The sequence below is a fragment of the Shewanella sp. ISS20 genome (assembly GCF_056522965.1).
This window is the reverse complement of sequence record NZ_JAWRZK010000001.1, coordinates 3,746,405-3,772,975: the sequence shown is the minus strand read 5'-3', so window position 1 is coordinate 3,772,975 and position 26,571 is coordinate 3,746,405. Positions and strand designations below refer to the sequence as shown.

General features: G+C 45.7%; 27 protein-coding genes. 16 read left to right on the top strand and 11 right to left on the bottom strand.

Annotation, left to right across the window (positions count from 1 at the left end):
• Positions 1-2 precede the first annotated feature (2 nt).
• The 3 genes from AC1HDP_RS17230 (at position 3) to AC1HDP_RS17220 (ending at position 1,761) form a co-directional block, all read left to right on the top strand.
• The gene (locus AC1HDP_RS17230) at positions 3-635 is read left to right on the top strand and encodes a trimeric intracellular cation channel family protein (protein ID WP_479639696.1); all 633 of its coding nucleotides are present in this window, start codon (positions 3-5) and stop codon (positions 633-635) included.
• Positions 636-671: 36 nt separating this feature from the next.
• Complete coding sequence (locus tag AC1HDP_RS17225) at positions 672-1,106, top strand: nuclear transport factor 2 family protein (RefSeq protein ID WP_479639915.1); 435 nt, start codon at positions 672-674, stop codon at positions 1,104-1,106.
• A 106-nt stretch (positions 1,107-1,212) separates the two neighbouring features.
• On the top strand, positions 1,213-1,761 hold the full coding sequence (locus tag AC1HDP_RS17220) for a hypothetical protein (protein WP_479639695.1): 549 nt from the start codon (positions 1,213-1,215) through the stop codon (positions 1,759-1,761).
• A gap of 161 nt (positions 1,762-1,922) precedes the next feature.
• On the opposite strand, the gene tyrS is transcribed toward AC1HDP_RS17220, so the two are convergent.
• Entirely contained in the window at positions 1,923-3,119 is a 1,197-nt protein-coding gene (tyrS, locus tag AC1HDP_RS17215; protein WP_479639694.1) for a tyrosine--tRNA ligase, read from the bottom strand.
• Positions 3,120-3,241: 122 nt separating this feature from the next.
• On the opposite strand from tyrS, the gene AC1HDP_RS17210 reads away from it, so the two are divergent.
• The 4 genes from AC1HDP_RS17210 to AC1HDP_RS17195 all read left to right on the top strand — a co-directional run bounded on the left by AC1HDP_RS17210 (position 3,242) and on the right by AC1HDP_RS17195 (position 6,730).
• The gene (locus AC1HDP_RS17210; RefSeq protein ID WP_479639693.1) at positions 3,242-4,636 is read left to right on the top strand and encodes a peptidoglycan DD-metalloendopeptidase family protein; all 1,395 of its coding nucleotides are present in this window, start codon (positions 3,242-3,244) and stop codon (positions 4,634-4,636) included.
• A gap of 1 nt (position 4,637) precedes the next feature.
• On the top strand, positions 4,638-5,738 hold the full coding sequence (locus tag AC1HDP_RS17205; RefSeq protein WP_479639692.1) for an anhydro-N-acetylmuramic acid kinase: 1,101 nt from the start codon (positions 4,638-4,640) through the stop codon (positions 5,736-5,738).
• 211 nt (positions 5,739-5,949) lie between these two features.
• Positions 5,950-6,327, top strand: coding sequence for a DUF2750 domain-containing protein (locus tag AC1HDP_RS17200; RefSeq protein ID WP_140931463.1), 378 nt, complete (start codon positions 5,950-5,952; stop codon positions 6,325-6,327).
• Between the two features lie 7 nt (positions 6,328-6,334).
• Positions 6,335-6,730, top strand: a complete 396-nt coding sequence (locus AC1HDP_RS17195; protein ID WP_479639691.1) for a hypothetical protein — start codon at positions 6,335-6,337, stop codon at positions 6,728-6,730.
• Between the two features lie 172 nt (positions 6,731-6,902).
• Here the strand turns inward: AC1HDP_RS17195 and erpA are convergent, their stop codons facing one another.
• The gene (gene erpA, locus AC1HDP_RS17190) at positions 6,903-7,253 is read right to left on the bottom strand and encodes an iron-sulfur cluster insertion protein ErpA (protein WP_140931458.1); all 351 of its coding nucleotides are present in this window, start codon (positions 7,251-7,253) and stop codon (positions 6,903-6,905) included.
• Positions 7,246-8,049, bottom strand: coding sequence for a DUF6776 family protein (locus AC1HDP_RS17185; protein ID WP_479639690.1), 804 nt, complete (start codon positions 8,047-8,049; stop codon positions 7,246-7,248). The genes erpA and AC1HDP_RS17185 overlap by 8 nt, the downstream gene beginning before the upstream one ends.
• Before the next feature lie 693 nt (positions 8,050-8,742).
• On the opposite strand from AC1HDP_RS17185, the gene hemL reads away from it, so the two are divergent.
• Both hemL and nhaD read left to right on the top strand, forming a co-directional pair.
• Positions 8,743-10,032, top strand: a complete 1,290-nt coding sequence (hemL, locus tag AC1HDP_RS17180) for a glutamate-1-semialdehyde 2,1-aminomutase (RefSeq protein ID WP_479639689.1) — start codon at positions 8,743-8,745, stop codon at positions 10,030-10,032.
• A gap of 173 nt (positions 10,033-10,205) precedes the next feature.
• Positions 10,206-11,453 carry a sodium:proton antiporter NhaD gene (gene nhaD, locus AC1HDP_RS17175; RefSeq protein WP_479639688.1) on the top strand — a complete coding sequence of 416 codons (1,248 nt, stop codon included), beginning with the start codon at positions 10,206-10,208 and terminating at the stop codon, positions 11,451-11,453.
• A 106-nt stretch (positions 11,454-11,559) separates the two neighbouring features.
• On the opposite strand, the gene AC1HDP_RS17170 is transcribed toward nhaD, so the two are convergent.
• Complete coding sequence (locus AC1HDP_RS17170; protein ID WP_479639687.1) at positions 11,560-12,564, bottom strand: general secretion pathway protein GspB; 1,005 nt, start codon at positions 12,562-12,564, stop codon at positions 11,560-11,562.
• Entirely contained in the window at positions 12,564-14,225 is a 1,662-nt protein-coding gene (locus AC1HDP_RS17165; RefSeq protein WP_479639686.1) for an ExeA family protein, read from the bottom strand. Before AC1HDP_RS17165 ends, AC1HDP_RS17170 begins: the two co-directional genes overlap by 1 nt.
• 157 nt (positions 14,226-14,382) lie before the next feature.
• Here AC1HDP_RS17165 and AC1HDP_RS17160 point away from each other — a divergent pair, with 157 nt between their 5' ends.
• Together AC1HDP_RS17160 and AC1HDP_RS17155 are read left to right on the top strand one after the other, a co-directional pair.
• Entirely contained in the window at positions 14,383-15,606 is a 1,224-nt protein-coding gene (locus AC1HDP_RS17160) for a multifunctional CCA addition/repair protein (protein WP_479639685.1), read from the top strand.
• A gap of 200 nt (positions 15,607-15,806) precedes the next feature.
• Positions 15,807-16,073, top strand: a complete 267-nt coding sequence (locus tag AC1HDP_RS17155) for an Lpp/OprI family alanine-zipper lipoprotein (RefSeq protein ID WP_140931444.1) — start codon at positions 15,807-15,809, stop codon at positions 16,071-16,073.
• A gap of 108 nt (positions 16,074-16,181) precedes the next feature.
• Here the strand turns inward: AC1HDP_RS17155 and AC1HDP_RS17150 are convergent, their stop codons facing one another.
• The 4 genes from AC1HDP_RS17150 to folB all read right to left on the bottom strand — a co-directional run bounded on the left by AC1HDP_RS17150 (position 16,182) and on the right by folB (position 18,763).
• Positions 16,182-17,009, bottom strand: coding sequence for a class I SAM-dependent methyltransferase (locus AC1HDP_RS17150; RefSeq protein ID WP_479639684.1), 828 nt, complete (start codon positions 17,007-17,009; stop codon positions 16,182-16,184).
• Positions 17,010-17,076: 67 nt separating this feature from the next.
• On the bottom strand, positions 17,077-17,877 hold the full coding sequence (locus AC1HDP_RS17145; RefSeq protein ID WP_479639683.1) for an undecaprenyl-diphosphate phosphatase: 801 nt from the start codon (positions 17,875-17,877) through the stop codon (positions 17,077-17,079).
• 8 nt (positions 17,878-17,885) lie between these two features.
• Positions 17,886-18,386 carry a 2-amino-4-hydroxy-6-hydroxymethyldihydropteridine diphosphokinase gene (gene folK, locus AC1HDP_RS17140; protein WP_479639682.1) on the bottom strand — a complete coding sequence of 167 codons (501 nt, stop codon included), beginning with the start codon at positions 18,384-18,386 and terminating at the stop codon, positions 17,886-17,888.
• Positions 18,387-18,409: 23 nt separating this feature from the next.
• Positions 18,410-18,763 (bottom strand): dihydroneopterin aldolase, encoded by a 354-nt coding sequence (folB, locus tag AC1HDP_RS17135; RefSeq protein ID WP_479639914.1) that lies wholly within the window; start codon positions 18,761-18,763, stop codon positions 18,410-18,412.
• Positions 18,764-19,027: 264 nt separating this feature from the next.
• Between folB and plsY the strand changes: the two genes are divergently transcribed.
• A complete protein-coding gene (gene plsY / locus AC1HDP_RS17130) occupies positions 19,028-19,675 on the top strand; it encodes a glycerol-3-phosphate 1-O-acyltransferase PlsY (RefSeq protein WP_479639681.1) in 648 nt (215 codons plus the stop codon).
• A gap of 15 nt (positions 19,676-19,690) precedes the next feature.
• On the opposite strand, the gene AC1HDP_RS17125 is transcribed toward plsY, so the two are convergent.
• Complete coding sequence (locus tag AC1HDP_RS17125; protein ID WP_479639680.1) at positions 19,691-20,704, bottom strand: bZIP transcription factor; 1,014 nt, start codon at positions 20,702-20,704, stop codon at positions 19,691-19,693.
• 133 nt (positions 20,705-20,837) lie between these two features.
• Entirely contained in the window at positions 20,838-21,851 is a 1,014-nt protein-coding gene (gene tsaD, locus AC1HDP_RS17120; RefSeq protein ID WP_479639679.1) for a tRNA (adenosine(37)-N6)-threonylcarbamoyltransferase complex transferase subunit TsaD, read from the bottom strand.
• 225 nt (positions 21,852-22,076) lie between these two features.
• Here tsaD and rpsU point away from each other — a divergent pair, with 225 nt between their 5' ends.
• From rpsU to rpoD, 4 genes are all read left to right on the top strand, one after another.
• On the top strand, positions 22,077-22,292 hold the full coding sequence (gene rpsU / locus AC1HDP_RS17115) for a 30S ribosomal protein S21 (protein WP_006080725.1): 216 nt from the start codon (positions 22,077-22,079) through the stop codon (positions 22,290-22,292).
• 7 nt (positions 22,293-22,299) lie between these two features.
• Entirely contained in the window at positions 22,300-22,743 is a 444-nt protein-coding gene (locus tag AC1HDP_RS17110; protein WP_479639678.1) for a GatB/YqeY domain-containing protein, read from the top strand.
• Between the two features lie 90 nt (positions 22,744-22,833).
• Positions 22,834-24,561: a DNA primase gene (gene dnaG / locus AC1HDP_RS17105; RefSeq protein ID WP_479639677.1), complete on the top strand. Its 1,728-nt coding sequence runs from the start codon at positions 22,834-22,836 to the stop codon at positions 24,559-24,561.
• 130 nt (positions 24,562-24,691) lie between these two features.
• A complete protein-coding gene (gene rpoD / locus AC1HDP_RS17100; RefSeq protein WP_479639676.1) occupies positions 24,692-26,530 on the top strand; it encodes an RNA polymerase sigma factor RpoD in 1,839 nt (612 codons plus the stop codon).
• The last annotated feature ends 41 nt before the right edge of the window (positions 26,531-26,571 follow it).

The window sequence follows — 26,571 nt, the reverse complement described above, 5'->3', positions numbered from 1 at the left end:
TCATGGATGCTATCAATTGGATTTATCTGTTTGATATGGCGGGAACCGCTGTGTTTGCCTTAACTGGCGCACTGGCGGCGGCGCGCCATAGAATGGACCCGTTTGGGGTTATCGTATTAGCTGCCGTAACCGCTGTGGGCGGTGGCAGTATTCGTGATGCGTTAATTGGCGCCACGCCTGTCTTTTGGCTAACCGATAGTAACTACATAGTCTGCATTTTATTAACTGTCTTACCCACCATCTTATTAGTACGCTACCCCAACAAGATTGACCCACGCCTATTACCCATAGCCGATGCGTTTGGCTTAGCCTTATTTACTGTAATTGGCGTGGAGAAATCCTTAGCCTTCGGTATTTCCGGCATGGGCAGCATCATAATGGGGGTTATCACAGGTGTGGGCGGCGGCATGATCCGCGATATACTTTGCCGTAAAATCCCGCTAATCTTGCGCAGTGAAATTTATGCCACCGCCGCCATGTTAGGTGCCATTACCTATATGGGCTGTTATAACTTAGGGCTGGATAATACCGCCACTATCGCCTTAGCTATGCTAGTAACCTTAAGCATACGGTTAGCGGCGATTCATTGGCATTTGAGTCTGCCTGCATTTGATGGTCAAACTAAGAGATATTAATTGAAATTTTTCTACACACTCTTGCTGCTTATCGCCATGCCTGTTTGGGCCAATGGTGATATGCCGCCAGAGCAACAATTAGCAGTTCAATACATAGATGCTATGTCGGCCCATGATTATGCGGCGCTAGAGAGCTTTTATGACAGGGAAACTGTTTTTCATGACCGTACTGCCAAACGCAAGTATATTGGGCAGCGTCATATTATTGATTTTTTGAAGCGTGCTCACCAAGGTGTGCTTGAATATAGATTCAACATAGAGCACATGTATAACTCCGGCTCGTTAGTAGTCATGATTGGCAGTTACCAATTTAAAGGTCCGGGAGATTTATTTGGTAAGCCGGGTAAAATCATTAATGTTGCCATCCCAGGGGTGACTACCTTAAAACTTGATATGCACCTGCGCCGAGTAAAAGAGCACCTAGATTTAATTGATTACCAAACCATGCAAGATCAATTGCAAAGCCAATAAATCCGCGCACTAGTATCACAGCCTAGCTAATTGCTAACCATTGACGGGGAACCTTAGCGGAAAACCTGAGTCGAATCATTATCCTTGTTAGATAAAAAGCTTATCAATGAATGTATTAGCCTATATTTTCAAGCCTTTAATTTACTCAGTGAGCGCCTTAAGTTTGTTATCTTTAGGTGCGTTATGGCCTGCGTATGCGACAAGTAATCCTGATGCACCCCTTAATGCTCACCCCATAGTGGTGTCCTTAGCGCTGCGCCCAGTGGCGCATTTTAATCAGCAGATAGAGCAAGCCGCGCGCCAAGGAGATAACTGGAGTCAACATCCTAAGCTCATTGCCGAGCATTTCGCTGGCACAGCTTTTATGCCGATAGAGCTCACCATAGCCTCCCCCATCAAACCTAAAAAAGCAGCTAAAACAACCTTGCAAACAGCAGCGCATCATCAAAAACACCAGCAAACACGCAAACAAACATCAACGGTAAAGTCCGAGCAGTATTATCTTCTCAGTCGCAATGAAGCTAATGGCGCGCAGTTGTTATTAATAGTGACCTTGCAGCAACTTAATCAGGGCTGGCAATTACAAACCGCGGCTCTCAGTTGGCGCTGCCAACCCCACGGCGTATTTGCTACCACACCTTGCAAACACTCCTAATGGCAGCTTAAGCACATAAAACAGTTCATAAAACAGTTCATAAAACAGTTCATATAACACTAGATAAATAGCCATAAAAAATGCCAGCAGTGGCTGGCATTTATAAGGTTTTGATTAAGGCGAAACTCAGCTAAGTGTGTTTGCCCTATGGACCGTTAGCCTTAAGCTAATGTCACCTTGGCAAACTTGCGCTTACCTACCTGCAATACACACACAAGTGGCGCTTGCAGTAGCAGTTTAGGGTCATCAAGCTTATCGCCATCCATCTTAACTGCGCCTTGCTTAATCATGCGCATTGCATCCGATGTTGAAGCCACTAAACCTGCGTCTTTCAGTACGTTGGCAATCGCCATGCCTTCTGGCGCAGATAAGGTCACTTCTTCAATATCATCAGGGATGGCACCCTTTTGGAAGCGAGCCACAAAATTGTCTAAGGCTTTCACTGCCGCCGCTTCATCATGGAAGCGAGTGATAATTTCTTGCGCTAAGGCAACCTTGGCATCACGTGGGTTGGCGCCATTAGCAACGTCAATTTTTAACTGCTCAATCTCGGCCAATGGGCGGAAAGATAACAGTTCATAGTAACGCCACATCAAGTCATCAGAAATAGACATGATTTTGCCAAACATCTCATCAGGCACTTCACTCACACCAATATAGTTGTGAGCTGACTTAGACATTTTCTTAACGCCATCTAAGCCTTCAAGCAGTGGCATCATGATTACTGTCTGCGGCTTTTGGCCTGCCGACTTTTGTAATTCACGGCCCATTAGCAAGTTAAACTTCTGATCGGTACCGCCCAGCTCAACATCAGCTTCCAATGCAACTGAATCATAGCCTTGCAGCAATGGATACATGAATTCATGAATAGCAATTGACTGGCCACCAGCGTAACGCTTTTTAAAGTCATCACGTTCCATCATGCGCGCGACGGTTTGCTGAGATGCCAAACGTATCATGCCAGCCGCGCCTAAGGTTTCTAACCAACTCGAGTTAAACTCAATGCGAGTCTTGGCTGGATCTAAAATCTTATACACTTGCTCTTTGTAAGTTTCAGCGTTGGCTAGCACTTGCTCACGAGTCAGCGGTGGACGGGTGCTGTTTTTACCCGATGGGTCGCCAACCATGCCAGTGAAATCACCAATAAGGAAGATGACTTCGTGGCCGAGTTCCTGAAAAGTGCGCATTTTATTGAGGATAACCGTGTGGCCCAGATGAATATCAGGAGCGGTCGGATCAGCACCTAACTTGATGCGTAACGGACGCCCTTCTTTCAGTTTTTCAATCAGATCTGCTTCAAGCAAAATCTCATCGGTACCACGTTTAATCTCTGCCAATATTTGGTCTAAATCCGCCATTGCCGCCGCTACTCCTCGGTGCCAAAAAATCAAAAGAGCTATGTTACTTGTTAGCCTGTGCAAATGAAAGTGTGTACACTAACTCCTGACTCGCTATTCACTGGAATTTGGTATCTGCATCAATGGCAAAGCTTATAACACTAATAAAACTGTTACCTAAAACACATCAAATATTACTCAGTTTATTACTATTGGCCATATTAGTAGTGTTAATGTTACCAATTGATCCCCCCCCCAGTGACAAACCTGCCGGCAAAAGAATTAGCTCAGCTGATACCCCAGAATTCGATTTACCCTTAGCTATGCGCTCGCCAACACCGCCGAGTGAACGCACACCAGCGCCGCTTAGAGAAGATGAGGTTGAAGCAGAAGTTCTGCCAGAAGAGCCCCTAAGTGGCGAGCTTGAATCTGAATTAAACAGTCAACTGATTACAGTGAACGCTGGCGATTCGTTAGCGGCTATTTTTCAGCGCGCGGGTTTTACCAGTCGCGATGTTTACGACATTACCCAAGTGAAATCCGCTGATTCTTATTTGCGTAAACTCATCCCAGGGGATGCCTTAGTCCTTTACAGCGACGGCGATGGGTTACTGGCTGGTCTTGACCGCCAAATTGATGTAGTCAGAACCCTAATGATCCGCAAAGATGCCAGCGGCCAATTTAAGGCGGATATTGAAACTAAGTCAGTCGATAGGCATCAACGCTTTGCTCACGCCACTATTACCTCTAACTTTTGGCGGGCAGCTGCAGGCGCCGGCCTTTCATCGTCGCAAATTATGGAACTGGCTAACCTCTTTGGTTGGGATATAGATTTCGCCCTCGATTTGCGCGCAGGTGACAGCTTTACCCTGATTTATGATGATGAATACGCAGGCGACGATTTTGTCCGCAATGGCGATATTTTAGCGGCGGAGTTTATCAACCAAGGTCAACGCTACACCGCCATTCGCCACACAGATGGCCAATATTATTCCGAAAATGGCAGCAGCATGCGTAAAGCATTTTTACGCTCGCCAGTGGATTTTAAATACGTCAGCTCCAATTTCAACCCTAAGCGTTTGCATCCTGTGACCGGAAAAGTAAAAGCCCATCGCGGCGTAGATTATGTGGCCGCAGTCGGCACTCCAATTAAATCAGCCGGTAGTGGGCGCGTCACCGAATCGGGTTACAACCAATATAATGGTAACTATGTGTTTATTAAACACAATGACACCTACACTACTAAGTACTTGCATTTAAAAGCGCGCAAAGTGAAACGTGGTCAAAGCGTAAAGCAAGGCCAGATTATAGGTACTTTAGGTGCCACTGGCCGCGTAACAGGGGCGCATTTACATTACGAATTTATCGTTAATGGCACCCATCGCAACCCAAGGACGATTAATCTGCCCAAAGCTGAAGCCATTGCTCGTGTAGATAAACCGGCCTTTAGCCGCGTAAGCCAAGATTTAATGGCGCAGCTATCTAAATATCAATCGGGTATCCAAACCGATGGAACCACTACAGCTAAGGTAGATTAGTATGTCGAGTCTGTATATTGGGATCATGTCTGGCACTAGCATGGATGGCGTGGATGCTGTGTTAGTAGACTTTGAAGGCACACCTAAGTTAGTGGCAAGCCACACAGAAGCTATGCCAGATCATTTGCGCAAAGGTTTGCAAAGATTGTGTCAGTCCGGCAGCGATGAAATTAACCGCTTAGGCCGCTTAGATCGCACTGTCGCCAAATTATTTGCTAAGGCGACTCAAGCCTTGCTGGCTAACGCTAATGTCAGCCCAGAAGATGTTATCGCCATTGGAAGTCACGGCCAAACCATACGTCACATGCCAAACCTTGAGATTGGTTTTACCTTGCAAATAGGTGATGCCAATACCTTAGCGGTATTAACTGACATTGATGTGATTGCCGATTTTCGCCGTAAAGATATCGCCTTAGGCGGCCAAGGTGCGCCATTAGTGCCAGCGTTTCATCAGCAAGCGTTTGCCAGTGCTAGCCCGCGCATGGTGGTCAATATTGGTGGCATGGCCAACATCACTTATTTACCCGGCAATGCTGAGCAAGTGTTAGGTTTTGATACGGGTCCTGGTAATGTGTTAATCGATTACTGGACGCAGCAATGCTTGCAACAAGCTTATGATAAAGATGGTGAGTTTGCGGCAAGCGGCGAGACTCAGCCTAAGTTATTAGCGCAAATGCTGTCTCATACTTATTTCGCCCAGCCATACCCAAAAAGCACAGGGCGCGAGTTATTTAATCAAGCCTGGTTATCACACCAACTGGCGGATTACTCTCACTTAGATGATGCCGATATTCAATCGACCTTATTGGATTTAACCTGTCACAGCATAGCCAATGATATTGTGGCCATTGATGATAGTAGTGAGGTGTTTATTTGCGGCGGCGGCGCCTTTAATGGCGAATTGATGCGCCGTTTAAGCTTGTTAATGCCTAAGCAAGTGGTCACTACTACTGCAGACCTCGGGGTATCACCCACTTGGGTTGAAGCCATAGCCTTTGCTTGGTTAGCACTGCGTTATAAGCAAGGCCTGCCCGCCAACTTACCTGCGGTGACGGGTGCTCGTCGCGCTGGCGTATTAGGCGCCTTGTATAGCGCAAAGTAAGCATCTAGTGCCTTAAAGAGTTACTGGCGCGGCGCTTTCGCAGCGTCATATTACTTTTAAGTGCCAACATTTAACCGCCAACAGCGCACATCTCATCGCCTCGCCAATACCACTAAATCACTAACGCCCCCCCCTGAGATTACCAAAGCATTATTGGGATTAGTCTAGCTTGTGATATTCTAAGGCTAACTAATTGAGTAAGAGAAATATCATGAGCAAGAACAAAACTGCGGCTGAACTAGCCTCAATGACACCAGAAGGTCGTTACGATGTGATGGTGAGCATTATTAAAGAAGAAAAAGTTATTTGGACTCTGCAGGATAACGACGGCTGCGTCATGTTAACCACAGAAGATGAAGACTGCATCCCTATGTGGCCAACGGAAGAAGCGGCTAACTCATGGGCTGTGGATGATTGGCAAGACTGCCAACCTCTGGCAATTCCATTAAACGAATGGTTAGAGCGCTGGGTGACTGGCATGCAAGAAGACGATTTGGCAGTAGCCATTTGTCCTGTGGTTGACGATCTTGGGGTTGTGGTATTGCCACACGAACTGGAAGAGCGTTTAGTTAAGCGTTCAGCTCACTAAGTTTGTCATGACAGATAAAATGCCACCGCCGTTAATTCTTCTAGCGAGCGTTTATGGCTTGCTGGCGGCAACAGGTTTGTTCTTGCAACAAGCCATCATAGCCTCGTTATTGCTAGCTTTGTTGGTGGTGGCTATTGTCGGTCGCCAAAAATCAGCTTGGCTACTAATGATGATTATGGCGGCATTGCTGTCATTAAGCGGATTAGCGCTCGCCTTGCTGCTCAATATGAGCTCAGAGACTAGTCCAGACTGGTTAACTGCCTTGCAATCTTGGAGCCTAGGCCAGCAATTTGGCTTAATTTGCGCTTTGATGTTGTTAGGTGGAATTCAAGGCCTAGTCACTATGATGCCTAACGTCAGACTTTGGTTTAAGCCTAAAATGAATTTCAATATCATTCAGTAATAGTTGAGCTTAAAACTTGTGATTGATGTTAGAGATTCAAGTTTGAGACTCAGGTTTGAAATTGAGGCTTGATATTGCTGTTTGCAGTTAATAGTTGAAATAGCTGATATAAAAAAAGCCGTTAACATTAACGGCTTTTTTATTGCTTAATGCTTGATGACTCAGCGCTAAATTACACTGAGAAACTCGCGCCACAACCACATGTAGTGGTGGCATTCGGGTTTTTCACAAAGAAGCGCGAACCTTCAAGGCCAGAGGTGTAATCTACTTCACCGCCAACTAAATATTGCAAGCTCATTGGGTCTACTACTAACTGCACACCTTGCTTTTCTACAGTGAAGTCACCTTCGTTAACTTTCTCATCGAAGGTAAAGCCATACTGGAAGCCAGAACAACCGCCACCTGTTACATACACGCGTAACTTAAGGGCATCATTTTGCTCTTCAATCAGCAGACTTTTTACTTTCTCAGCGGCCGCATCGGTAAAGCGGATCGGCACCGCTGTTTCAGCTTGATCAGTCATTACTACCTCTTAACTCTGTTTGCTGCTCAGGATTATCTATTACCTGAGTATTTTGTTCAAGTATTGTCTCGGTGCTCGCGGCACCTTGCATAACATCTGCGGCGTTAAAACTTTGTTTCGCTTGGGCATTCTTATTCCAGCGACTGGCTGGCACTTGAATCTCCACGTCTATCTGCTTAAGTTCAAACCCAGTAGGCAAGCTGAAACGACTGTCTAACACCTGAAAATAACGAAAATCAAACTCGAGCGACGAGCCAGTCAGTGACGTTAATGTCATCGAATGCTCTTTGCCATCAAGTAGCCCTAACAAGATAATTTTGGCCTTACCTTTTAAGGTGCGTTTACGCTTTTCTAATTGAGTTAACACCAATTGCAACTGCAATTGCCCTGGTTCTATACCGGGAAGTATTTCTAAAGTATTGATAGCAATACCTTCAGCGGTATGATCTGGTGCCATAATGCTGCGATAAAAAGTTAACTCACGATTGAGCAAGGCTAATTGCTGCACCTGATCATTAAACAGTTTTTGCATATTTTGATTGGCTTCAGTCGCAACGGTTAAATTGATATTCGCTTTAGCCAATTCTTGCGCCCGCACTTCTTGCTCTGCGCGCAGTCGCACTATCTCTTCTCTTTCAGCGCTTGATGCTGATACTGGGGATTCTTGCCAAAGAATATTGGACAACACCCCAACCACAAAGGCCACTATAACTAGTAGCATCATATAGATATGTGACGAACGTTTCATAGTTCCGTAACCATGTAAACGACGGCGCCATTCGGATGGATTAGTCATGTTTAAGCCTTTTTCTAGGTAACAACAAAGATTATCCAGGCAATATCGTCTGCAGCCACTCACGCAATAGGCAAATAATGATGACGTTTAAGTCCTGTGTTCGCAGGCTTTGTAGCATGCAAGTGACATAAACTCGCTAACAGCAAGGCTGAATTAGCGGCGCTCAATAGCTGATGGCGATGGCCGCATTTACCTTAATGATCATTGTCATCATTTATTGCGTTTATTCATCATATCGCCAAGTGTATCACCCAGGCGACAGGATAGATTTTACGGGGATTAGAACCAACTGGCGAGTATTGTTACTATTTTTTGCCGTGTTTTTAGCTTGATAGCTCATTTATGCAAGCTTGCGCGTCACGCCCCTCATACCACTTACTCACGCACAAGGCTAAAGTCGCCTTTATGGGGGCTTAATAGCCGCGCATTTAACACTCACTAACATTCATCTTTAAGCAGCGCTATTCAATGGCTTGAACACCAACAGTAAGCACCGCAACTAATTAAGATGTGACTCGCGCCGCTAAACTAGCAATCATCTGATAACATTTCAGAATTCGACTTGAAGCCATGCTTTATCAAGCGTACATTCACTACCTGATCTCTCGGCCACAGTGATGGCGCCAGGCCAACACTCCGACTCTATTTGTTCTGCCGATACCACACAATATTTTACGACAGTAAGGACTCACAATGACCCGTTCCGACAGCTTATTTGAACAGGCGAAGCTATCTATCCCAGGTGGCGTTAACTCTCCCGTGCGTGCGTTTAATGGCGTTGGCGGTTCACCACGCTTTATTGAGAAAGCCGATGGCGCCTATATCTATGATGCCGATGGCAAAGCTTATATTGATTACGTAGGTTCGTGGGGGCCTATGATTTTAGGTCACAACCACCCTAAAATTCGCGAAGCCGTGCTTAAAGCCGTTGAGAATGGCTTATCGTTTGGCGCGCCGACTGAACTTGAAGTGCAAATGGCTGAGAAAGTAATTGCCATGGTGCCATCCATTGAGCAAGTGCGTATGGTGAGTTCAGGCACAGAAGCCACTATGAGCGCCATTCGTCTGGCTCGCGGTTTCACTAACCGCGATAAGATCCTGAAATTTGAAGGCTGCTACCATGGTCACGCTGACTGCTTATTGGTTAAAGCTGGCTCTGGCGCTCTGACCTTAGGTCAACCAAGCTCACCTGGTATCCCAGAAGATTTCGCTAAGCACACTTTAACCGCTGTGTATAACGACTTAGATTCAGTTAAAGCCATGTTTGCTGAGCATCCAGAAAGCATAGCTTGTATCATCATTGAGCCTGTGGCTGGCAACATGAACTGTATTCCGCCAGTACCAGGTTTCTTACAAGGCCTGCGCCAAATATGCGACCAATACGGCGCCTTGCTGATTATTGATGAAGTCATGACGGGATTTCGCGTATCTCAAAGCGGCGCTCAAGGCCATTATGGCGTGACTCCTGATTTAACAACCTTAGGTAAAGTCATAGGTGGCGGCATGCCGGTGGGCGCCTTTGGTGGTCGTCGTGATGTGATGCAGTTTATCGCGCCAACGGGCCCAGTTTATCAAGCTGGTACCTTATCTGGTAACCCGATTGCTATGTCTGCTGGTTTAGCGCAGATGGAAGCCTTATGTGAGCCAGGCATTTATCCAGCGTTAGCAGACAAGACCAAGCGCATTGCCGAAGGCTTTAAAGCCGCCGCCGATAAGCATGGCATTCCAATGGCGATTAACTATGTGGGCGGTATGTTTGGTTTCTTCTTTACCGATGAGCCACAAGTGACTTGTTTTGAGCAAGTGACCCGCTGCAACATGGAGCAGTTCCGCGCCTTCTACCACGGCATGCTTGATAACGGTGTGTATTTAGCGCCAAGCGCTTATGAAGCCGGATTCTTATCTATGGCTCATGGTGATGCCGAAATCGAACAGACCTTAGCCATTGCCGATCGCGTGCTGGCTGACATGGCGAGCCGTTAATTAGCAAACCATTAATCCCCCTGCAAGAGGCGTCGTTGACGCCTTTTTTATTATCTACGACCAACGTATGTTACCTAAACGCTACAAAGCTGTTGCTTAAGCTAGCTTTTTGTAGTCAAATCCCGCTGCGCACTTAAAAAAACCTTAAAAAACTCGCAGTTGGGATGGCCATTATGTTTCATATGTTCTTAATTAGCCTCGCGGTACTGGCGTTAATAAGTATCATGACGGAAGAGATCACCCATATAAATAAAGCGAAAACCACTCTGTTTTTAGGGTGCGTCGCTTGGATTAGCTTATTCATTGATGCCTCCATATCTGGCCACAGCCAAGAAATAAAACATCAACTCGATGAAAACTTGCTAGAGATTGCCACCTTGTGGCTGTTTTTGATGTCGACCATGACGTTTGTGGCCTACCTTAACGCTAAAGGCTTGATTCAAGGGCTGATTGAAAAGATTTTCCCCGAGCAATTAAGCGTGCGTAAATTGATGCTGATGATTGCGGTGTTCTCACTCGTCTTATCATCCGTATGTGACAACGTAACAACGACCTTAGTGTCCATAGGGTTACTGACAAGCTTTCAATTACATTGGCGTATGCGCCGACGCATCGCCGTGCTGATTATTTTCTCGGTTAACTCAGGGGGGGTTGCGCTCATCACAGGCGATGTAACTACCTTGATGATTTTCCTTGATGGTCATTTAAGCATGTCACAATTAATCGTGTTATTTTTGCCGGCTATCAGCAGTGTGGCATTGCTCGCCCTGCTGTTTTCTCGCAATGCCAACGGCATAGTGCAAACGACTCCGTCGCAGAGCCAATATTCAACGGTCGATTTAATCATAGCGGCTGTGTTTGCCATTACCATCGCCATGACCATGGTGCTTAACTTGCTGTTTAGCATTCCGCCAGTATTGACCTTTTTATGCGGCTTATCTGTGATGTTTTTACTGGGACAGATAAATCATAGCAACAGTGAAGAAGTCAAGATTTTAGAATATATTCGCCAAGTAGAATTTGAAACCTTGTTGTTCTTTTTGGGTATTTTATTGTTAGTAGGCATGCTCAAGCAGATAGGCAGCTTAGATGCCTTGGCGTTGATCTACAGCCAATACAATCCTCAATTGTCTAACTATTTCACAGGTATTGCTTCGGCATTTATCGATAACGTACCTATGACAGCGGCGTTACTCAAAGCACAACCGCAATTATCGATACCTGAATGGTTAGGCTTGACCTATGCCGTAGGTGTGGGTGGTTCATTGTTAGTGATTGGCTCGGCCGCGGGCATTATCGCCATGAGCCGAGTGAAAGAGCTGACATTTACTAGTTACTTAAAGTATTTCCCATCGTTGTTTTTATGTTACAGCGTGGGCTATGGCTTGACCTTACTGATTGCTAATTACTTTTTCGGTTAAGCAGCTTTAAGTTAACTAGCGCCACTGATACTGCTCACTTGCTAAGAATATTACTTCTAGTAAGTGAGCTTACAACATAACGATAAGTGAGTGTTTTAATCCCCCGTTAAATGGCTGGGACTCTAAATTGAGTACCGGCCATTTCCATGACGACATCTCTTGGTCGAATTTCAATAATTTTTATACCGCCGGCAATACTGTCACCTTGCTGCAACTCGACGCCATCAACATTCAACCAACGCTTTTGCGGTGAGCTGGCATACACATGGGCCACAATAGAAAAATCAGGTACTTGCGCTTGCAGTGCATATGGCAACTCCCCAAGTTTAGGAATGCTAGTGTCACTATCTTGCGGAATAGGATTTAGCTTGTTGCTACTCACTTCATTCGCCATTGAATGTTGATATTCAACTTGCTTCAGCGCCTCTTGAAAGGCCGCCACTAAATCTTTGGGCTCGGCATGGGTTTGGCGATTGGTTTTGGGTTTAACTTGAGCCGTTTGGCTATCTGCAGCCATAGCTTCTGCGATAATGCGTTGCTGCTGCGCAGTTAAATTGGTATTGCCTAAAATCAGCGGCTGCGAGTTAGCAGTAGCAAAGCCAGAGCTTGAGTCTGAACCCGTCTCTGCTAACTCAACATCTTCATCCATTGCTTCGGCACTCGCTATTTGGTCATAGCTTTGATCATAGTCTTGGCCATAGCCTTGACTATAAATCTCGCCACTCATTCCACTATCTTGGCCACCATTCATTGCCAGAGAATGACGCTCTTGAGCTAAGGGTAAGCTGACTCTTTGGTAGCTACGAATAACGCTTAGTGCTTGAGTATCTATCCCTGTTTGTTTATTTTTTGCGGCTTTGGCTAACTCTGTAGCCTCTTCAATAGCTTGAGCATTAGGCGCACTTGAGGATAACCATTGCGCCACCCCATCGCTATTAAGCAGTGCATAACTGCCTCCACCTAAGGCTACGCCCACGAGCATCGACAGTGCGAGCATAGGTAGTTGCGAGCTAGGCTTAACCTTGCTGACTGGCGACTGCAAATGGGTATGCAGGGGATCTGGGCTAGTTTGATTTTTCTGTCGTATTACAGCGTCCAATAAAATAGACATTATTGTACCGCCTGCGTCAGTTGAGGACCTGTAGTGTTAAGTAACATATCTAAACGGCTAAGGGTGTCGCGCCCGGCAATCCCATCGGCCTTTAATCCCTGTTGTTGTTGAAATTGTTTAAGATTGAGCGTGAGTTCATCATCAAATGTTGACAAAGTGCGCACGCTGCGCTGCTGCACTAGGGCTAATGCGTCTTCTAACCATTGCACGCGGGAACCAACAACCCCAGGACCAATAGCATGTAAGCTAATCTTGGCGGGATGTACTAACAACTCAAAGCTGCCACCAAAATGACGATTAAACCAGTCTCGGTTCACCCAAAATTGCAGCTCACCCAGTTGCAGCAATAATTCATGGTTATCAATGGCCAGCAAAGCGGCATAAAACAACTGCTGCTCATCGTGAAGCATGTGAACCACAGCAGGATAGTTAAGCTGCTCTAACAGCTTAACATCTCCTTGAAATTGACTGCACTTAAGGCCTTGATCTAACGCCGCTTGGCACGAACTTAAACCCACTATCGGCGTTTTATCCCAAGCGCCTAACATGGCCGCGTAAGCATTAGCTTCTGTGGCTTGAGTCAAGGCTTGGCGCCATTGCAACTGCGCTATGGCATCTTGATTGGCGTTTGGAGCGTTACTGCCATTTTGCTGATAGGTAATAGCAGGCTCAGCTGCGATTAATATTTGTTTGCTTGCTAACTTAGTCAACTCAGGATTAGGTTGGTTGCTGGCGTTGTCCGCTACAGCTTCAACACTTGGCAGCCATTTAGTTAAAATAACAAACACTAACACAGACACCATTAACGTCACTAACACCCAGCCAATCCAAGGCCGAGAAGGTGCTGCCTCAATGGCATCGCCACTGACTTCCAGCGCGGCGCTCGCCACTTGCTCACGGCCAACATTAGCAAGCCCTTTGGCATAAGTCGCCATCAAGGCGCGATCGCATATTAAATTGATTAAGCGCGGAATACCGCCACTTAGCTGATGCAAATGCACTAACGCCTTAGCGCTAAATAACGGCTGAAAACGACCAGCGACTTCAAGGCGATGCTGCACGTAGCGCGCCACTTCTTGTTGATTTAACGGCATAAGATGATAGCGCGCAGTAATACGCTGGGCTAATTGTCTTAATTCTTGACGTTTAAGTAATTGCTGTAATTCCGGCTGACCAATTAATACCACTTGTAATAGCTTTTTGGTGTCGGTTTCAAGATTGGTCAGTAGGCGCAATTGCTCTAACACGCTCGCCCGCAGATGCTGCGCTTCATCAATGATAAGTACTGTATTGCGCCCCTGTTGATGATTATTCAGTAAAAACCGACTGATAAGATCAGTTAACTGCTTAAGCGTTGGCTGCGATTGATAGTCGATATGGAGCTCATCGCAAATGGTCGCTAGCAGTTCTAACTCAGTTAATGCTGGATTGAGAATAAAGGCAGTATCGGTATTTTCAGGTAATTGCCCCAGCAAACATCGAGACACTGTGGTTTTACCGGTTCCCACTTCGCCCGTCAGTAACGCAAAACCGCCACTGTCGCCTAAGCCATAAGTGAGATGCACTAAAGCTTCGCTATGACGCTCACTTAAAAATAAGTAAGCAGGATTAGGTGCAATTGAAAAGGGATTGTCACTAAGTCCGAAAAACGCTTTATACATAAACTATCGATAACCAAGGTGATCTGAGAGGAACTGTAGTCAAGGTATAGATTGCAGCTCGGCTTGTCAAAAACCACAGCTAAGTTATGGGGATTTGTTACCTTTAAGCCTGAGTGTTTGCCATGATATGCTCCTAAAAAAATTGTAAGGGGTGACTGTGGATATTTATCTCGTTGGCGGCGCAGTGCGTGACCGTTTATTAGGCTTAGACGTTAAAGACAAAGATTATATGGTGGTTGGCGCCAGCGCCGAGCAAATGCTGGCCTTAGGTTATCGCCAAGTAGGGAAAGATTTCCCAGTATTTTTGCATCCCAACACTCAAGCTGAATACGCGCTCGCGCGCACTGAGCGCAAAGTGGCGAGTGGTTATGCCGGCTTTGTATGTGATGCCAGTGCCAACGTCACCTTAGAGCAAGATCTCATGCGCCGGGATTTAACCATTAATGCCATTGCCGAAGATACTCATGGCCAATTGCATGACCCTTATCATGGCCTTGATGATCTTAAGAGCAAAACCTTAAGGCATGTATCTGACGCCTTTGTTGAAGATCCGCTTAGAGTGTTAAGGGTCGCACGCTTTGCCGCCCGCTTTGCATCCCTTGGCTTTAGTGTCGCCAATTCAACCTTAAGCTTAATGCGCACAATAGCTGAGAGTGGCGAGCTTGAAAGCTTAAGCGCTGAGCGCATTGCCGTTGAAATTGAAAAAGCGCTGACTACAAAAAATCCAGAAGTTTTTTTTCAGGTGCTGCGAGACTGCGGCGCGCTCAACGTGATAATGCCAGAACTCGATGCCCTCTTTGGCGTGCCGCAACCAGAAATTTATCATCCAGAAATAGATACCGGAGTGCATAGTTTATTGGTGCTGCAACAAGCCTGTTTATTGACCGATGACCCAGCGCTGCGCTTTGCAGCCTTAGTGCATGACTTAGGTAAAGCCTTAACCCCTAAAAATAAGTGGCCCAGCCATCATGGCCATGATTTGCTCGGTATAAAACCTGTGACTCGCTTATGTGAACGCTTGCGTCTACCCAACAACTATAAACAGTTAGCACTTATGGCCACTGAATTTCACCAATTGCTACATACCATTGAGCAACTGCGCGCCGAAACCATACTGAAAATTTTTAATAAGACAGATATGTGGCGTAAACCCGGACGCTTAGAAGCACTGATAGTTGTCTGTACTGCAGATAGTCGTGGACGATACGGATTTGAGAATAAAGCGTATCCACGGGGTCAATATCTGCGCGAATGTTACCAACTTGCTAGTCAAATTGATGTGCGCGTTATATTAGATCAAGGTTATCAAGGTGCTGAAATCAAAGAAAAACTTGAAGAAATGCGACTAAAGATAATTAATGACAAAAAATTCGCAAGATAGGATTTACAAAAGATAACCAGACTAGTAATATGCATCCGCAATCCGTTACACTTTGATTAAATTTGATTTAGTAAACGGGCACCATGCAGTTTTTTCATAGCAAAATAAAATAGCTATGACATAATCATGCTGTATATGTCGTTATTACAATGTTAGTAACTACATATTTTTTTTAAACCTATATATTTAAGGGATGCTCCATGAACAAGAAATTAATGATGATTGCTGGTGTTGCTATGACTGCTATGCTGGGTGGCTGTGCTAACACTACTGCTCTGGAAGAAAGCGTTGCAAACTTAGGTAACAAAGTTGACCAACTGTCTTCTGAAGTTAGCTCTATGAAAAATGAGCAAGGCAAAGTAGCTGCTGACGCTCGTGCTGCTAAGAACGCAGCTATGGACGCTCAAGCTGAAGCTAAGCGCGCCAACGACCGTATCGATAACATGTCTTCTAAGTACAAGAAGTAATGATATCAATTTCGGCAACACACCCGTGTTGCCGAAATATTTTTTGCTGTAATCCCCAGAATTACCACCAAAATTACCAGTTATTCCAGCCTTAAATTAATTACTTTTTTACTTCTTCTTAGCTATCACTAAACGATAATCAAACTCTAATCCTGTAATGGCTTGACTCGCTATTGCTTGTCTTTGTTTATCATTAGCGCGCCACGCATAAGGCGTCATATCCAATAAAGTTAATGCTTGCTCGCCGCTCACATCTGCTTGCCACGCTATGGTTTCAGTAGCAACCACAGTTAACGAATCCGGCAAATCAAGACTGAAGGCTTTAGCTTCTAGGCTTGGATATAACTGCTCGCGAATTTGCCACAAGTGACGAGGCCCAACCACAACCATTAAGGCCATACCGCCTTGTTTAAGCACCCGTAAGTATTCTTTGCCTTTAATAGGTTTATCTATCAAGGTCAGCAAATCAAACGCCTCATCATGGTAAGGTAAACGCTTAGTGGAGCTTTGGCATAAACTAACATCGTTAAGATTCTTGGCCGCCACAAATAACGCATTTTCGGCTTCAGTGAAACCATGAGGTTGTAGGCTTAAACCTGAGTCTTGCAAGCTGTCTTTAAGCGCGCCTAAATAAAATCCATCACCACAATCATAATCCAGCCACTGATAATCTTGCCCTTGAGTAAAATGGGCAGCGACGAACGGCTTCATCTTGGCGACGATTGGCGTCAGCATGCCACTGGCAAGCAAAAACATTCGCGAGCGCATTTGCGCGCGACTAAGACTTGCACCCTTTTCTTTCTTTGATTTAGCAAACACCCAATAACCGGCTTCATTCAATGGAAACTTATGGTGCTGCTCACAATGTAAGTCTTTGGTCGTCAAATAGGATTTTAGTGATTGCTGGCAGATGGGGCACTGAAAAACTGAGCTCATGTTGGTGTCCTAAAACAGCATCACCCAGACAACGCTGGGTGATGCTTGATAAATTAACTTGGTATTCTTAGAGGAAAATAAAACCACATAAGAACACGCCTAAGGCTAAACGATAGATAACAAATGGGGTCATGCCCATCTTGCTAATTATCTTCAGAAAATAGTGAATACAGAAATAAGCCGCCACAAATGACACTACCACGCCAAGGCCAAGGGCTTGCCAATCTATGGTAAGGCCTTCAGTAATAATGTCTTTTGTCATTAGGGTGGCTGCACCCAAGATCACTGGAATTGACATTAAAAACGAGAAACGCGCGGCCGCATCACGATTTAACCCCAGCAGCAGTGCCGCTGTCATAGTAATACCGCTGCGAGAAGTACCAGGAATTAATGCTAGCACCTGCGCAAAACCAATCAAGAGCGCCTTGCGCCAGCCTGCTTGATATTCGCTTAATTCGCAGCGCGCCATCTTGTCGCCATACCATAAGAACAAGCCAAAAATCACAGTGGTCACGGCAATAATACCAGGGCCACGCAAATAAGTTTCGACCCAATCTTTGGCTAAAAAGCCAATCACCACAGCAGGCAAGGTGGCTAAGATAATCCACCACGCTAGCTTACTATCATCGCTATGCTCACCTTTGGCAATGCTCGCTATCCAAGCAACCACCATGCGGCCAATTTCGACTCTAAAATATAAAACTACCGCCAGTAATGAACCAATATGCACGGCTACATCAAAGGATAAGCCTTGATCTTCCCAACCAAACAATTGCGCTGGCAAGATTAAATGCGCGCTACTTGAAATCGGTAAAAACTCAGTTAACCCTTGAATTAACGCGAGAATAATAACTTGAAACGTGTCCATGAACGTCCTTATTGTGAGACTTGTGGGGGCCAGTCAAGCTCTACAACCCATAAGCGCTGCGGCTTAGAGTAAGCTTGCCAGAGTGTTTGATAATTGTTTCCTGTTAGCGGATGCACGCGCGTGGCGGCGATTTCAGCCAAAGGTTGCAATACAAAAGCATTTTCAGTGATTTCAGCCCGCGGTAATTCCACCGGCTCTTGACACACTAAATCGTCATACAGCAATAAATCGATATCTAAGGTGCGAGAGCTAAATTTTTGTGAACTAGGTAAGCGCCCATGAGCGGCTTCTATGGTCTTGAATAAACTGACAACTTCACTCACAGGTAACGAGGTTTCTGCCGCCACTACCATGTTTAAAAAATTACCGCCGTCAAAGCCAACGGCTTCACTTTCGTAAACCGACGATAAAGTTAACGCACCAAATTGCTGCGCAAGGTCATGTAATCCTTGCCATAAATAATGTTCTGGCTGAATGTTACTGCCCAAACTAATAAAAATACTGGCCATCTTGCTACCGCTGTTATTGCTGATTAGTCATGTCCGCGCACTATTTCTACGCCAACGGCTCGCGCGTGAGGGACTGCCCCAGGCTTCATTACTCGCACCTTGACCCACAAGACGCCAAACTCTGTCATCACGCACTTAGCCACACGTTCAGCCACAGTTTCAATCAATTCAATCGGTTCTGAGGTAATTAACGCGGTTAAACGTTTACTGACGGTTTCATAACATAAGGCTTGCTGATAATCATCGCCATGGGCCGCCGCGCGGTTATCCCATGCCATGTCTAAATCTAAATACAGACTCTGATGCAGTTTTTTTTCCCACTCATATACACCAATAATGGTGTCAATTTTGAGTTCTCGAATTAATACCTTGTCCATCATATCCTCCAATGGGTTGAGGTCAGATAAGTGTTAACCGCTTAGCCGGCGTATAATACGCGACATGATAGTGGCTGTGGTACTTTGTTAGTACTAACTCAGCGCAAATTTAGTAACAATTGTTATGATCACAGTCCAAATAATGACTTTCGATCCGCCGATTTACCAAGTAGGATAGCCAACGCCAGTTACTCCATTGATTTGCTTGTATTAGCAAAGTGAATAACGGCGGAATAATACCCCAAGAGTGCAAAGGAAACCAACGTGAACGACACGCTTATCATTATCATGATGACAATTTCAGCTTACTTAGCAGGCTCAGTGTCGAGCGCAGTACTTGTATGTCGCTTACGGGGATTACCTGATCCGCGCACCCAAGGTTCTGGTAATCCAGGCGCGACTAACGTGCTGCGTATTGGCGGCGCCAGTGCTGCAGCCATGGTGCTATTTTTTGACATGCTAAAAGGCGCCGCACCTGCGTATGTCGCCTATTTATTGGGAATTAGTGGCGTGTGGATTGGCTTAATTGCCATTGCGGCGTGCTTGGGTCATATCTACCCAATCTTCTTTAACTTTCAAGGTGGTAAAGGTGTAGCCACTGCCTTTGGTGCTATGGCGCCCATTGGCGAGGACCTTGCACTTGCCCTGCTAGGCAGCTGGTTAGTGTTAGTGCTGATCACGCGCTACTCATCGTTAGCCGCGATTTTAACCGCCTTGTTAGCGCCAGTGTATACCTATTATTTAGATGATAGATTTACCTTACCTGTGGCCATGCTCAGCACCTTAATTGTTATCCGTCATCGCGCTAACATTCAGCGGCTATTAAATGGTAAAGAGCCTAGATTCAATTTGAAAACTAAGCTCAAATCCAAATTCAAAACTAAACGCTCATCCAAGAGCGAATCCGACTAATCACGTCAACACTCATTAGTCGGCGCGTGTGCCTAACCATTGATAATGATGGTTAGGCTTTTGATGAATAAGCCCTTGTCCTAGCATGTCTTTAAACAAACCATCTACAGCATCAACGGTTAAATTAAAGCGCTTAGCAATGGCTTTTTTAGAGCAGCTAATATCACCTTGAGCCAACATCAAACACACTTCGTCAAACAGACTTAATGGTTCAACATCATCAACAACATGCTCATCCAGATGAAGCCGTAATGGCAAGTCAACGTCTATGTTGTTGCTGCTTGGCGATAACATCGGGCGATAGTTGTGGTAGTAATGCCTAAAACGCAGTTCTTCACCGATTACGCTCACGAAAAACGCCGCGAATAAATCCAGCAATACCGATAAAAACACCACAAGTCCGAGCTGCGCATTACCACTGCTAATGCCAAGGGCTGCCGCTAATGACTCAATCAAGCCAATAATCGAGCCTTGTGACGCCACAGGTAAACTATCACGCTCGAGCGCTAAGGCTTGCTGCTGCTTACGTAAGTCACTATTTTGTTTTTGAATTTGACGAACGCCGGTCGCGATACGCTCCATCTCTATGTACTTTTGCGCCGCTTCATTATTAAGCGCAATTTGCGCGTCAATCGCTGCGATTTGAGCATTGAAACTGTCAATTTTGCTGCTGGCTTGATGCACATGGGCAGCCGCTTGATTGGTAGCCGCATTAATACCACCGATACTGCCGCCAATCGAAATTAACGCCAACACCCCATAAAATAGTAACGACACCAGTGCGCCGGCATAATTGTGGTGAGCACGACGCTCGCCAAATTCATACCAGGCATAAAATTTACCTAATTCAAATATGACGGCCAACGAGCCAAATAACCACTGCATCATAGGGTTGTCGTCGATAGACAAAAAGAGTAATAACGAAAATACAATCGAGGCTAAAATCGAGGCGCCGCTTAATAATCCCACTAAGCTTAATGCAAATGGCCCCTTGGGATAGCGCAGTTCAACCGAAGCGTGATAGAGCATGACATAACCGACAAAATAACAAAGGTCGGCAGCATACCCGAAAGATAGCGAGAAAGTGACTTTGAAAAGTAAATTTAAGGTTCAATCGGCTGCAAAAACAGCAATTAGCAGCCGATCTCAGTAAAACTAAGGCTTAAACCGCAGTAAGTGTATCTAACGGCCAGCGCGGTTGCCCCTTCACAGTTAAGGATTCAGACTCACCAGCGTTCAGACGTTTAATACCCGCATAAGCAATCATGGCGCCATTGTCAGTACAAAACTCACCGCGCGGATAAAACACTTGGCCGCCAATGGACTCCATCAGCTCCCCTAAGGTTTGCTGTAAGCGCAAGTTAGCACTCACGCCACCTGCTATTACTAAACGCTTATGACCAGTCTCTTTCAGGGCGCGGCGACACTTAATGGCTAAGGTGTCAACCACAGCTTCTTCAAATGCTAAGGCGATATTAGCGCGCGTTTGCTCATCATCGGCTTCTTTGGCTATGGTATTGGCCGCAAAGGTTTTTAAACCTGAGAAACTCATATCAAGCCCTGGTCTGTCTGTCATTGGCCGCGGGAACTTATAATGACCAGTTTCGCCTTTGGCTGCCATTTTCGCTAAACGAGGCCCGCCCGGATAATCAAGCCCCATAAGCTTAGCGGTTTTATCAAAGGCTTCACCGGCGGCGTCATCAATAGATTCACCCATGACGTGATAGCGACCTATGCCTTGCACATCGACAAGCATAGTGTGGCCACCAGACACCAGTAAGGCGACAAACGGAAATTCCGGCGCATTATCTTCAAGCATGGGCGCCAATAAGTGACCTTCCATGTGATGCACGCCAACCGCAGGTACATTCCATGCGTAAGCGAGTGACCGGCCAACACATGCGCCGACAAGCAAGGCACCAATCAAACCAGGGCCTTTGGTGTAAGCCACGCCATCAATCGACTCTGGGCTAATATCAGCCTTTTGCATGGCTTCACGGATCAAGGGGATGATCTTGCGCACATGGTCTCTTGACGCTAACTCAGGCACCACACCGCCGTAATCCGCATGCAGCTTAACCTGGCTATACAAGGTATGCGCCATTAGCCCCAGTGTATCGTCATAAATGGCGATTCCCGTTTCATCACAAGATGTTTCTATACCTAAAACCCGCATTGTCTCTCACTGGCTATGATTGTTAAGCGGCAATTCTAGCCTGACTGACCTGTTTACTCCAGCCTAAGGCACTGCAATTGAGCTTTTAGCAAAGCAGGGGTTTACTTTTGATGACGAATCAGGATAAAATTTCGCACCATTTTTGAAATCCCTTGACCGAGGCGCACCAACAGAGGTGTTAGTGAAGCTGGTCAATACAAATTTACACCTAAGGGGTGATGGCGTATGCCAATTATTAAAGTACGTGAAAATGAACCATTCGACGTAGCTCTGCGTCGTTTTAAGCGCTCTTGTGAAAAAGCTGGTATTCTGGCTGACGTACGTGCTCGTGAATTCTACGAGAAACCAACTACTGCACGTAAGCGCGCTAAAGCTGCTGCAGTAAAGCGTCTTGCTAAGAAGCTTTCTCGCGAAAACGCTCGTCGCGTACGTTTATATTAATCTCATTATGAGCCTAATAGATCAGCTAAAAGCCGAGATGAAAGTGGCCTTAGTCGCAAAAGAAAAGTTGCGTCTAGGAACCATACGCATGGCTCTGGCTGCCATCAAGCAAATTGAAGTGGATACCCGCGAATCTTTGACTGATGAACAAGCCTTAGCTGTGTTAACCAAAATGGTCAAACAACGTCGCGACTCACAGACTCAATATGAGGCTGCAGGTCGTACTGAGTTAGCCGCAACGGAAGCAGCTGAGATTCTGGTCATTGAATCTTTCCTGCCTACCCCGTTAACCGACGCTGAAATCAGTGACATCATAGATGCCACTATCAGCGATACCGGTGCAGCGACCATGGCGGATATGGGCAAAGTAATGGGAGCACTGAAGTCTAAAGTGCAAGGTAGAGCGGACATGGGCGCCCTTGGCGCTATTATCCGAGCTAAATTGCAATAAGTTTTAGCTTCTGTGTATGAACAAGCCGTGCGTATGCACGGCTTGTTTGTTTATAATCAAGCTGTTTTATTGGAGCCGTGACACTCACCTATGGCAATACCCCGTGATTTTATTAATGATTTGGTTGCTTGCATCGATATTGTCGATCTAATCAATCATAGAGTTCCGCTCAAAAAAGCGGGCAAAAATTACAGCGCCTGTTGTCCATTCCACAGTGAAAAATCACCCTCCTTTACCGTCAGTCGCGATAAGCAGTTTTATCACTGTTTTGGCTGCGGCGCCCATGGCAATGCAATTGATTTTGTTATGGAATATGATCGCCTCGATTTTATCGATGCCATCGAAGATTTAGCCGGACAATTGGGATTAGAGGTACCGCGCGAGAATGGCCCGAATAAACGTCGGGACGATGGCTTAAGCCGGGATCTATACCAATTAATGGAAGAAGCGAATCACTTTTTCCAGCACAGTCTGCGTCACCATGCTGACAAGCAACAAGTATGGCAATATTTAGAACGCCGAGGGCTAAGCGAAGACATAGTCACCAGTTTTGGCATTGGCTTTGCGCCCCCAGGGTGGGATGGCTTATTAGGAAAATATAAGCATCATCCTGAAAATCAAGAAAAACTACTCACAGCTGGTATGCTCATCGCCAAAGATGGTGGTGGCCGTTATGACCGTTTTCGCGACAGACTCATGTTCCCTATTCGCGATAGACGTGGCCGCGTAGTAGGCTTTGGCGGTCGAGTCTTAGGTGATGGTACGCCCAAGTACTTGAATTCACCAGAAACGCCCATATTTCATAAGGGTAACGAACTCTATGGCCTGTATGAGCTCAAACAAGCTCATCGCGATGTCGACACTGTGATGGTGGTCGAAGGCTATATGGATGTGGTGGCGCTAGCGCAATTTGGTATCGATTACGCGGTAGCATCGCTTGGCACCTCAACCACCGCCGAGCAATTTCAGCTATTACTGCGAAATTCCAAACGCGTGGTCTGTTGTTACGATGGCGATAAAGCAGGAACTGAAGCCGCATGGCGCGCCTTAGAAACAGCTTTACCATTACTTAAACCTGGCGACAATGTCCGCTTTATGTTTTTGCCTCAAGGCGAAGATCCTGACTCACTCGTCAGACAAATAGGTAAGCAAGCCTTCGAGCAACGCATTAGTGAAGCCAGTAGTTTAGAGCAGTTTTTATTTACCCGTCTTGGGGAAAATCACCCTAACGACAAAAGCAGTTATGCGCAGCAAGCTATTAATCTAATAGAAAAAATTCAAGATAGCGTGTTGCAAAATATTTTGCTGGAAAGCTTGTCTCATACCTTAGGTATGAACAGTGCGGATGATTTAAAAAAGAAACTAGGCTTTACCACCAATGCCAAGCGGCAACAGGTGAATGCCAAAGGATTAAAAGGCCGCGGTACGCCGCTGCGCCTTGCTATTGCCTTGTTAGTGCAACAACCGCACATAGGCTATCAATTGGTAGCGCAACCGGCCTTAAGCCAATTAACACTTCCAGGTATTAGCCTGCTCAACGAATTACTAGCCCTAACTCGTCAGCAAGTTTTCACCACAGCCCAACTGCTTGAGCACTTTAGGGAACACAGTCAAGTGACTGCCATGAAGAAACTAGCTCAATGGGATCATCAGGTTGCGGATGAAAATGTTGATATCGAGTTTAAAAAGTCCTTGGTATGGCTCAATCATCAATATATTGACCTAAGGTACCAAGAACTGAGTCTTAAACAGACTCACACCAAAGATGAAAGGATACAGCTACAGAAGCTTATCGCTATAATGAAAGCAAAAACTTGATTTAAGGCATGTACTTGCCTATCTAGCACTAGCTTAGAAAGCGCTAGATGACTATAATTGACGATTTGCGCCGCACAGTATTATCTGTGCTGGGCGTCGTTGTAACAGTTACCCAACTTGGATGATATCTATGGATCACACTCCGCAGTCGCAACTTAAACTGTTGCTAGCCAAAGGTAAAGAGCAAGGTTATTTAACCTATGCAGAAGTAAACGATCACTTGCCTGCAGACATGGTCGACTCTGACCAGATCGAAGATATTATCCAGATGATCAATGACATGGGTATTCGCGTTTATGAAGAAGCGCCGGATGCCGATGACATCATGATGTCAGAAGACAGCACAGATGAAGATGCCGCTGAAGAAGCCGCTGCAGCGCTGGCTACCGTAGAAAGTGAACTAGGCCGCACCACCGACCCAGTGCGCATGTATATGCGTGAAATGGGTACAGTAGAACTGCTGACTCGTGAAGGCGAAATTGTTATCGCTAAGCGTATTGAAGAAGGTATCAACACAGTACAAAGTTCTGTGTCTGAATACCCGCAAGCAATCGCCATGATCCTTGAGCAGTATGACCAATACATAGCTGAAGAAATTCGCTTGTCTGACATCATTTCTGGATTCGTTAATCCAGATGAAGACGTTGCACCGACCGCCACTCACATTGGTTCTGAATTATCTGATGAAGATTTAGATGATGAAGACGAAGATGACGATGACGATGACGACAGCGCTGATGAAGAAGAAGGCAATAAAGGCCCAGATCCTGAAGAAGCTCGTGAGCGTTTTGCCCAATTACGCAGCGCCTATGAAGCTGGCTTAAAAATTATTGATGTCAAAGGACGTAACCATCCTGAAGCAGTACGTGCACTGTTTGAAATCGGCGAAATCTTCAAAGAATTCCGCTTGATGCCAAAGCAGTTTGACCGTCTGGTTAAGAGCATGCGCTCTATGATGGATCGCGTACGCGTTCAAGAGCGTCTGATCCTTAAGCTGTGTGTTGAACAAGCTAAGATGCCAAAGAAAAACTTCGTTAAAGCCTTTACTGGCAACGAAAGCAGCTTGGTATGGTTTACAAGCGAATTAGCCGCTAACAAGCCATACGCAGAAGGCTTGCGCATGGTTGAAGATGACGTAGTTCGCTGTGCCAGCAAGTTACAAGCCGTTGAGCAAGAAACCGGTTTATCGATTGAGTCGATTAAAGACATCAACCGTCGCATGAGCATTGGTGAAGCTAAAGCTCGTCGCGCTAAGAAAGAAATGGTTGAAGCTAACTTACGTCTGGTAATTTCTATCGCTAAGAAATACACCAACCGTGGTTTGCAGTTCTTGGATTTGATCCAAGAAGGTAATATCGGTTTGATGAAAGCGGTAGATAAATTTGAATACCGTCGTGGTTATAAGTTCTCTACCTATGCGACTTGGTGGATCCGTCAGGCAATCACGCGTTCAATCGCTGACCAAGCCCGCACTATCCGTATTCCAGTGCATATGATTGAAACCATTAACAAGCTGAACCGTATCTCGCGTCAAATGCTGCAGGAAATGGGCCGTGAGCCGTCGCCTGAAGAATTGGCAGAGCGTATGTTGATGCCAGAAGACAAGATTCGTAAAGTGCTCAAAATCGCTAAAGAGCCAATTTCCATGGAAACCCCTATCGGTGACGATGAAGATTCGCATTTAGGTGATTTTATCGAGGATACTACCCTCGAATTACCACTGGATTCTGCCACCAGCGAAAGCTTGAAAAATGCTACCCACGAAGTGTTAGCTGGCTTAACTGCTCGTGAAGCTAAAGTACTGCGTATGCGTTTTGGTATTGATATGAATACCGACCACACGCTGGAAGAAGTAGGTAAGCAGTTTGATGTAACCCGTGAGCGTATTCGTCAGATTGAAGCGAAAGCGCTGCGTAAATTGCGTCACCCTTCACGCTCAGAAATTCTGAAATCATTCCTCGACGAATAGTCGTAACGGCATGATAAATTAAGCCCCGCACTGCGGGTAAT

What these genes read in the sequence shown, in the direction of transcription:
- AC1HDP_RS17230 (WP_479639696.1), top strand. Translation starts at nt 3, where the DNA reads ATGGATGCTATCAATTGGATTTATCTGTTTGATATGGCGGGAACCGCT.
- AC1HDP_RS17225 (WP_479639915.1), top strand. Translation starts at nt 672, where the DNA reads ATGCCTGTTTGGGCCAATGGTGATATGCCGCCAGAGCAACAATTAGCA.
- AC1HDP_RS17220 (WP_479639695.1), top strand. Translation starts at nt 1,213, where the DNA reads ATGAATGTATTAGCCTATATTTTCAAGCCTTTAATTTACTCAGTGAGC.
- tyrS (WP_479639694.1), bottom strand. Translation starts at nt 3,119, where the DNA reads ATGGCGGATTTAGACCAAATATTGGCAGAGATTAAACGTGGTACCGAT.
- AC1HDP_RS17210 (WP_479639693.1), top strand. Translation starts at nt 3,242, where the DNA reads ATGGCAAAGCTTATAACACTAATAAAACTGTTACCTAAAACACATCAA.
- AC1HDP_RS17205 (WP_479639692.1), top strand. Translation starts at nt 4,638, where the DNA reads ATGTCGAGTCTGTATATTGGGATCATGTCTGGCACTAGCATGGATGGC.
- AC1HDP_RS17200 (WP_140931463.1), top strand. Translation starts at nt 5,950, where the DNA reads ATGAGCAAGAACAAAACTGCGGCTGAACTAGCCTCAATGACACCAGAA.
- AC1HDP_RS17195 (WP_479639691.1), top strand. Translation starts at nt 6,335, where the DNA reads ATGACAGATAAAATGCCACCGCCGTTAATTCTTCTAGCGAGCGTTTAT.
- erpA (WP_140931458.1), bottom strand. Translation starts at nt 7,253, where the DNA reads ATGACTGATCAAGCTGAAACAGCGGTGCCGATCCGCTTTACCGATGCG.
- AC1HDP_RS17185 (WP_479639690.1), bottom strand. Translation starts at nt 8,049, where the DNA reads ATGACTAATCCATCCGAATGGCGCCGTCGTTTACATGGTTACGGAACT.
- hemL (WP_479639689.1), top strand. Translation starts at nt 8,743, where the DNA reads ATGACCCGTTCCGACAGCTTATTTGAACAGGCGAAGCTATCTATCCCA.
- nhaD (WP_479639688.1), top strand. Translation starts at nt 10,206, where the DNA reads ATGTTTCATATGTTCTTAATTAGCCTCGCGGTACTGGCGTTAATAAGT.
- AC1HDP_RS17170 (WP_479639687.1), bottom strand. Translation starts at nt 12,564, where the DNA reads ATGTCTATTTTATTGGACGCTGTAATACGACAGAAAAATCAAACTAGC.
- AC1HDP_RS17165 (WP_479639686.1), bottom strand. Translation starts at nt 14,225, where the DNA reads ATGTATAAAGCGTTTTTCGGACTTAGTGACAATCCCTTTTCAATTGCA.
- AC1HDP_RS17155 (WP_140931444.1), top strand. Translation starts at nt 15,807, where the DNA reads ATGAACAAGAAATTAATGATGATTGCTGGTGTTGCTATGACTGCTATG.
- AC1HDP_RS17150 (WP_479639684.1), bottom strand. Translation starts at nt 17,009, where the DNA reads ATGAGCTCAGTTTTTCAGTGCCCCATCTGCCAGCAATCACTAAAATCC.
- AC1HDP_RS17145 (WP_479639683.1), bottom strand. Translation starts at nt 17,877, where the DNA reads ATGGACACGTTTCAAGTTATTATTCTCGCGTTAATTCAAGGGTTAACT.
- folK (WP_479639682.1), bottom strand. Translation starts at nt 18,386, where the DNA reads ATGGCCAGTATTTTTATTAGTTTGGGCAGTAACATTCAGCCAGAACAT.
- folB (WP_479639914.1), bottom strand. Translation starts at nt 18,763, where the DNA reads ATGGACAAGGTATTAATTCGAGAACTCAAAATTGACACCATTATTGGT.
- AC1HDP_RS17125 (WP_479639680.1), bottom strand. Translation starts at nt 20,704, where the DNA reads ATGCTCTATCACGCTTCGGTTGAACTGCGCTATCCCAAGGGGCCATTT.
- tsaD (WP_479639679.1), bottom strand. Translation starts at nt 21,851, where the DNA reads ATGCGGGTTTTAGGTATAGAAACATCTTGTGATGAAACGGGAATCGCC.
- rpsU (WP_006080725.1), top strand. Translation starts at nt 22,077, where the DNA reads ATGCCAATTATTAAAGTACGTGAAAATGAACCATTCGACGTAGCTCTG.
- AC1HDP_RS17110 (WP_479639678.1), top strand. Translation starts at nt 22,300, where the DNA reads ATGAGCCTAATAGATCAGCTAAAAGCCGAGATGAAAGTGGCCTTAGTC.
- dnaG (WP_479639677.1), top strand. Translation starts at nt 22,834, where the DNA reads ATGGCAATACCCCGTGATTTTATTAATGATTTGGTTGCTTGCATCGAT.
- rpoD (WP_479639676.1), top strand. Translation starts at nt 24,692, where the DNA reads ATGGATCACACTCCGCAGTCGCAACTTAAACTGTTGCTAGCCAAAGGT.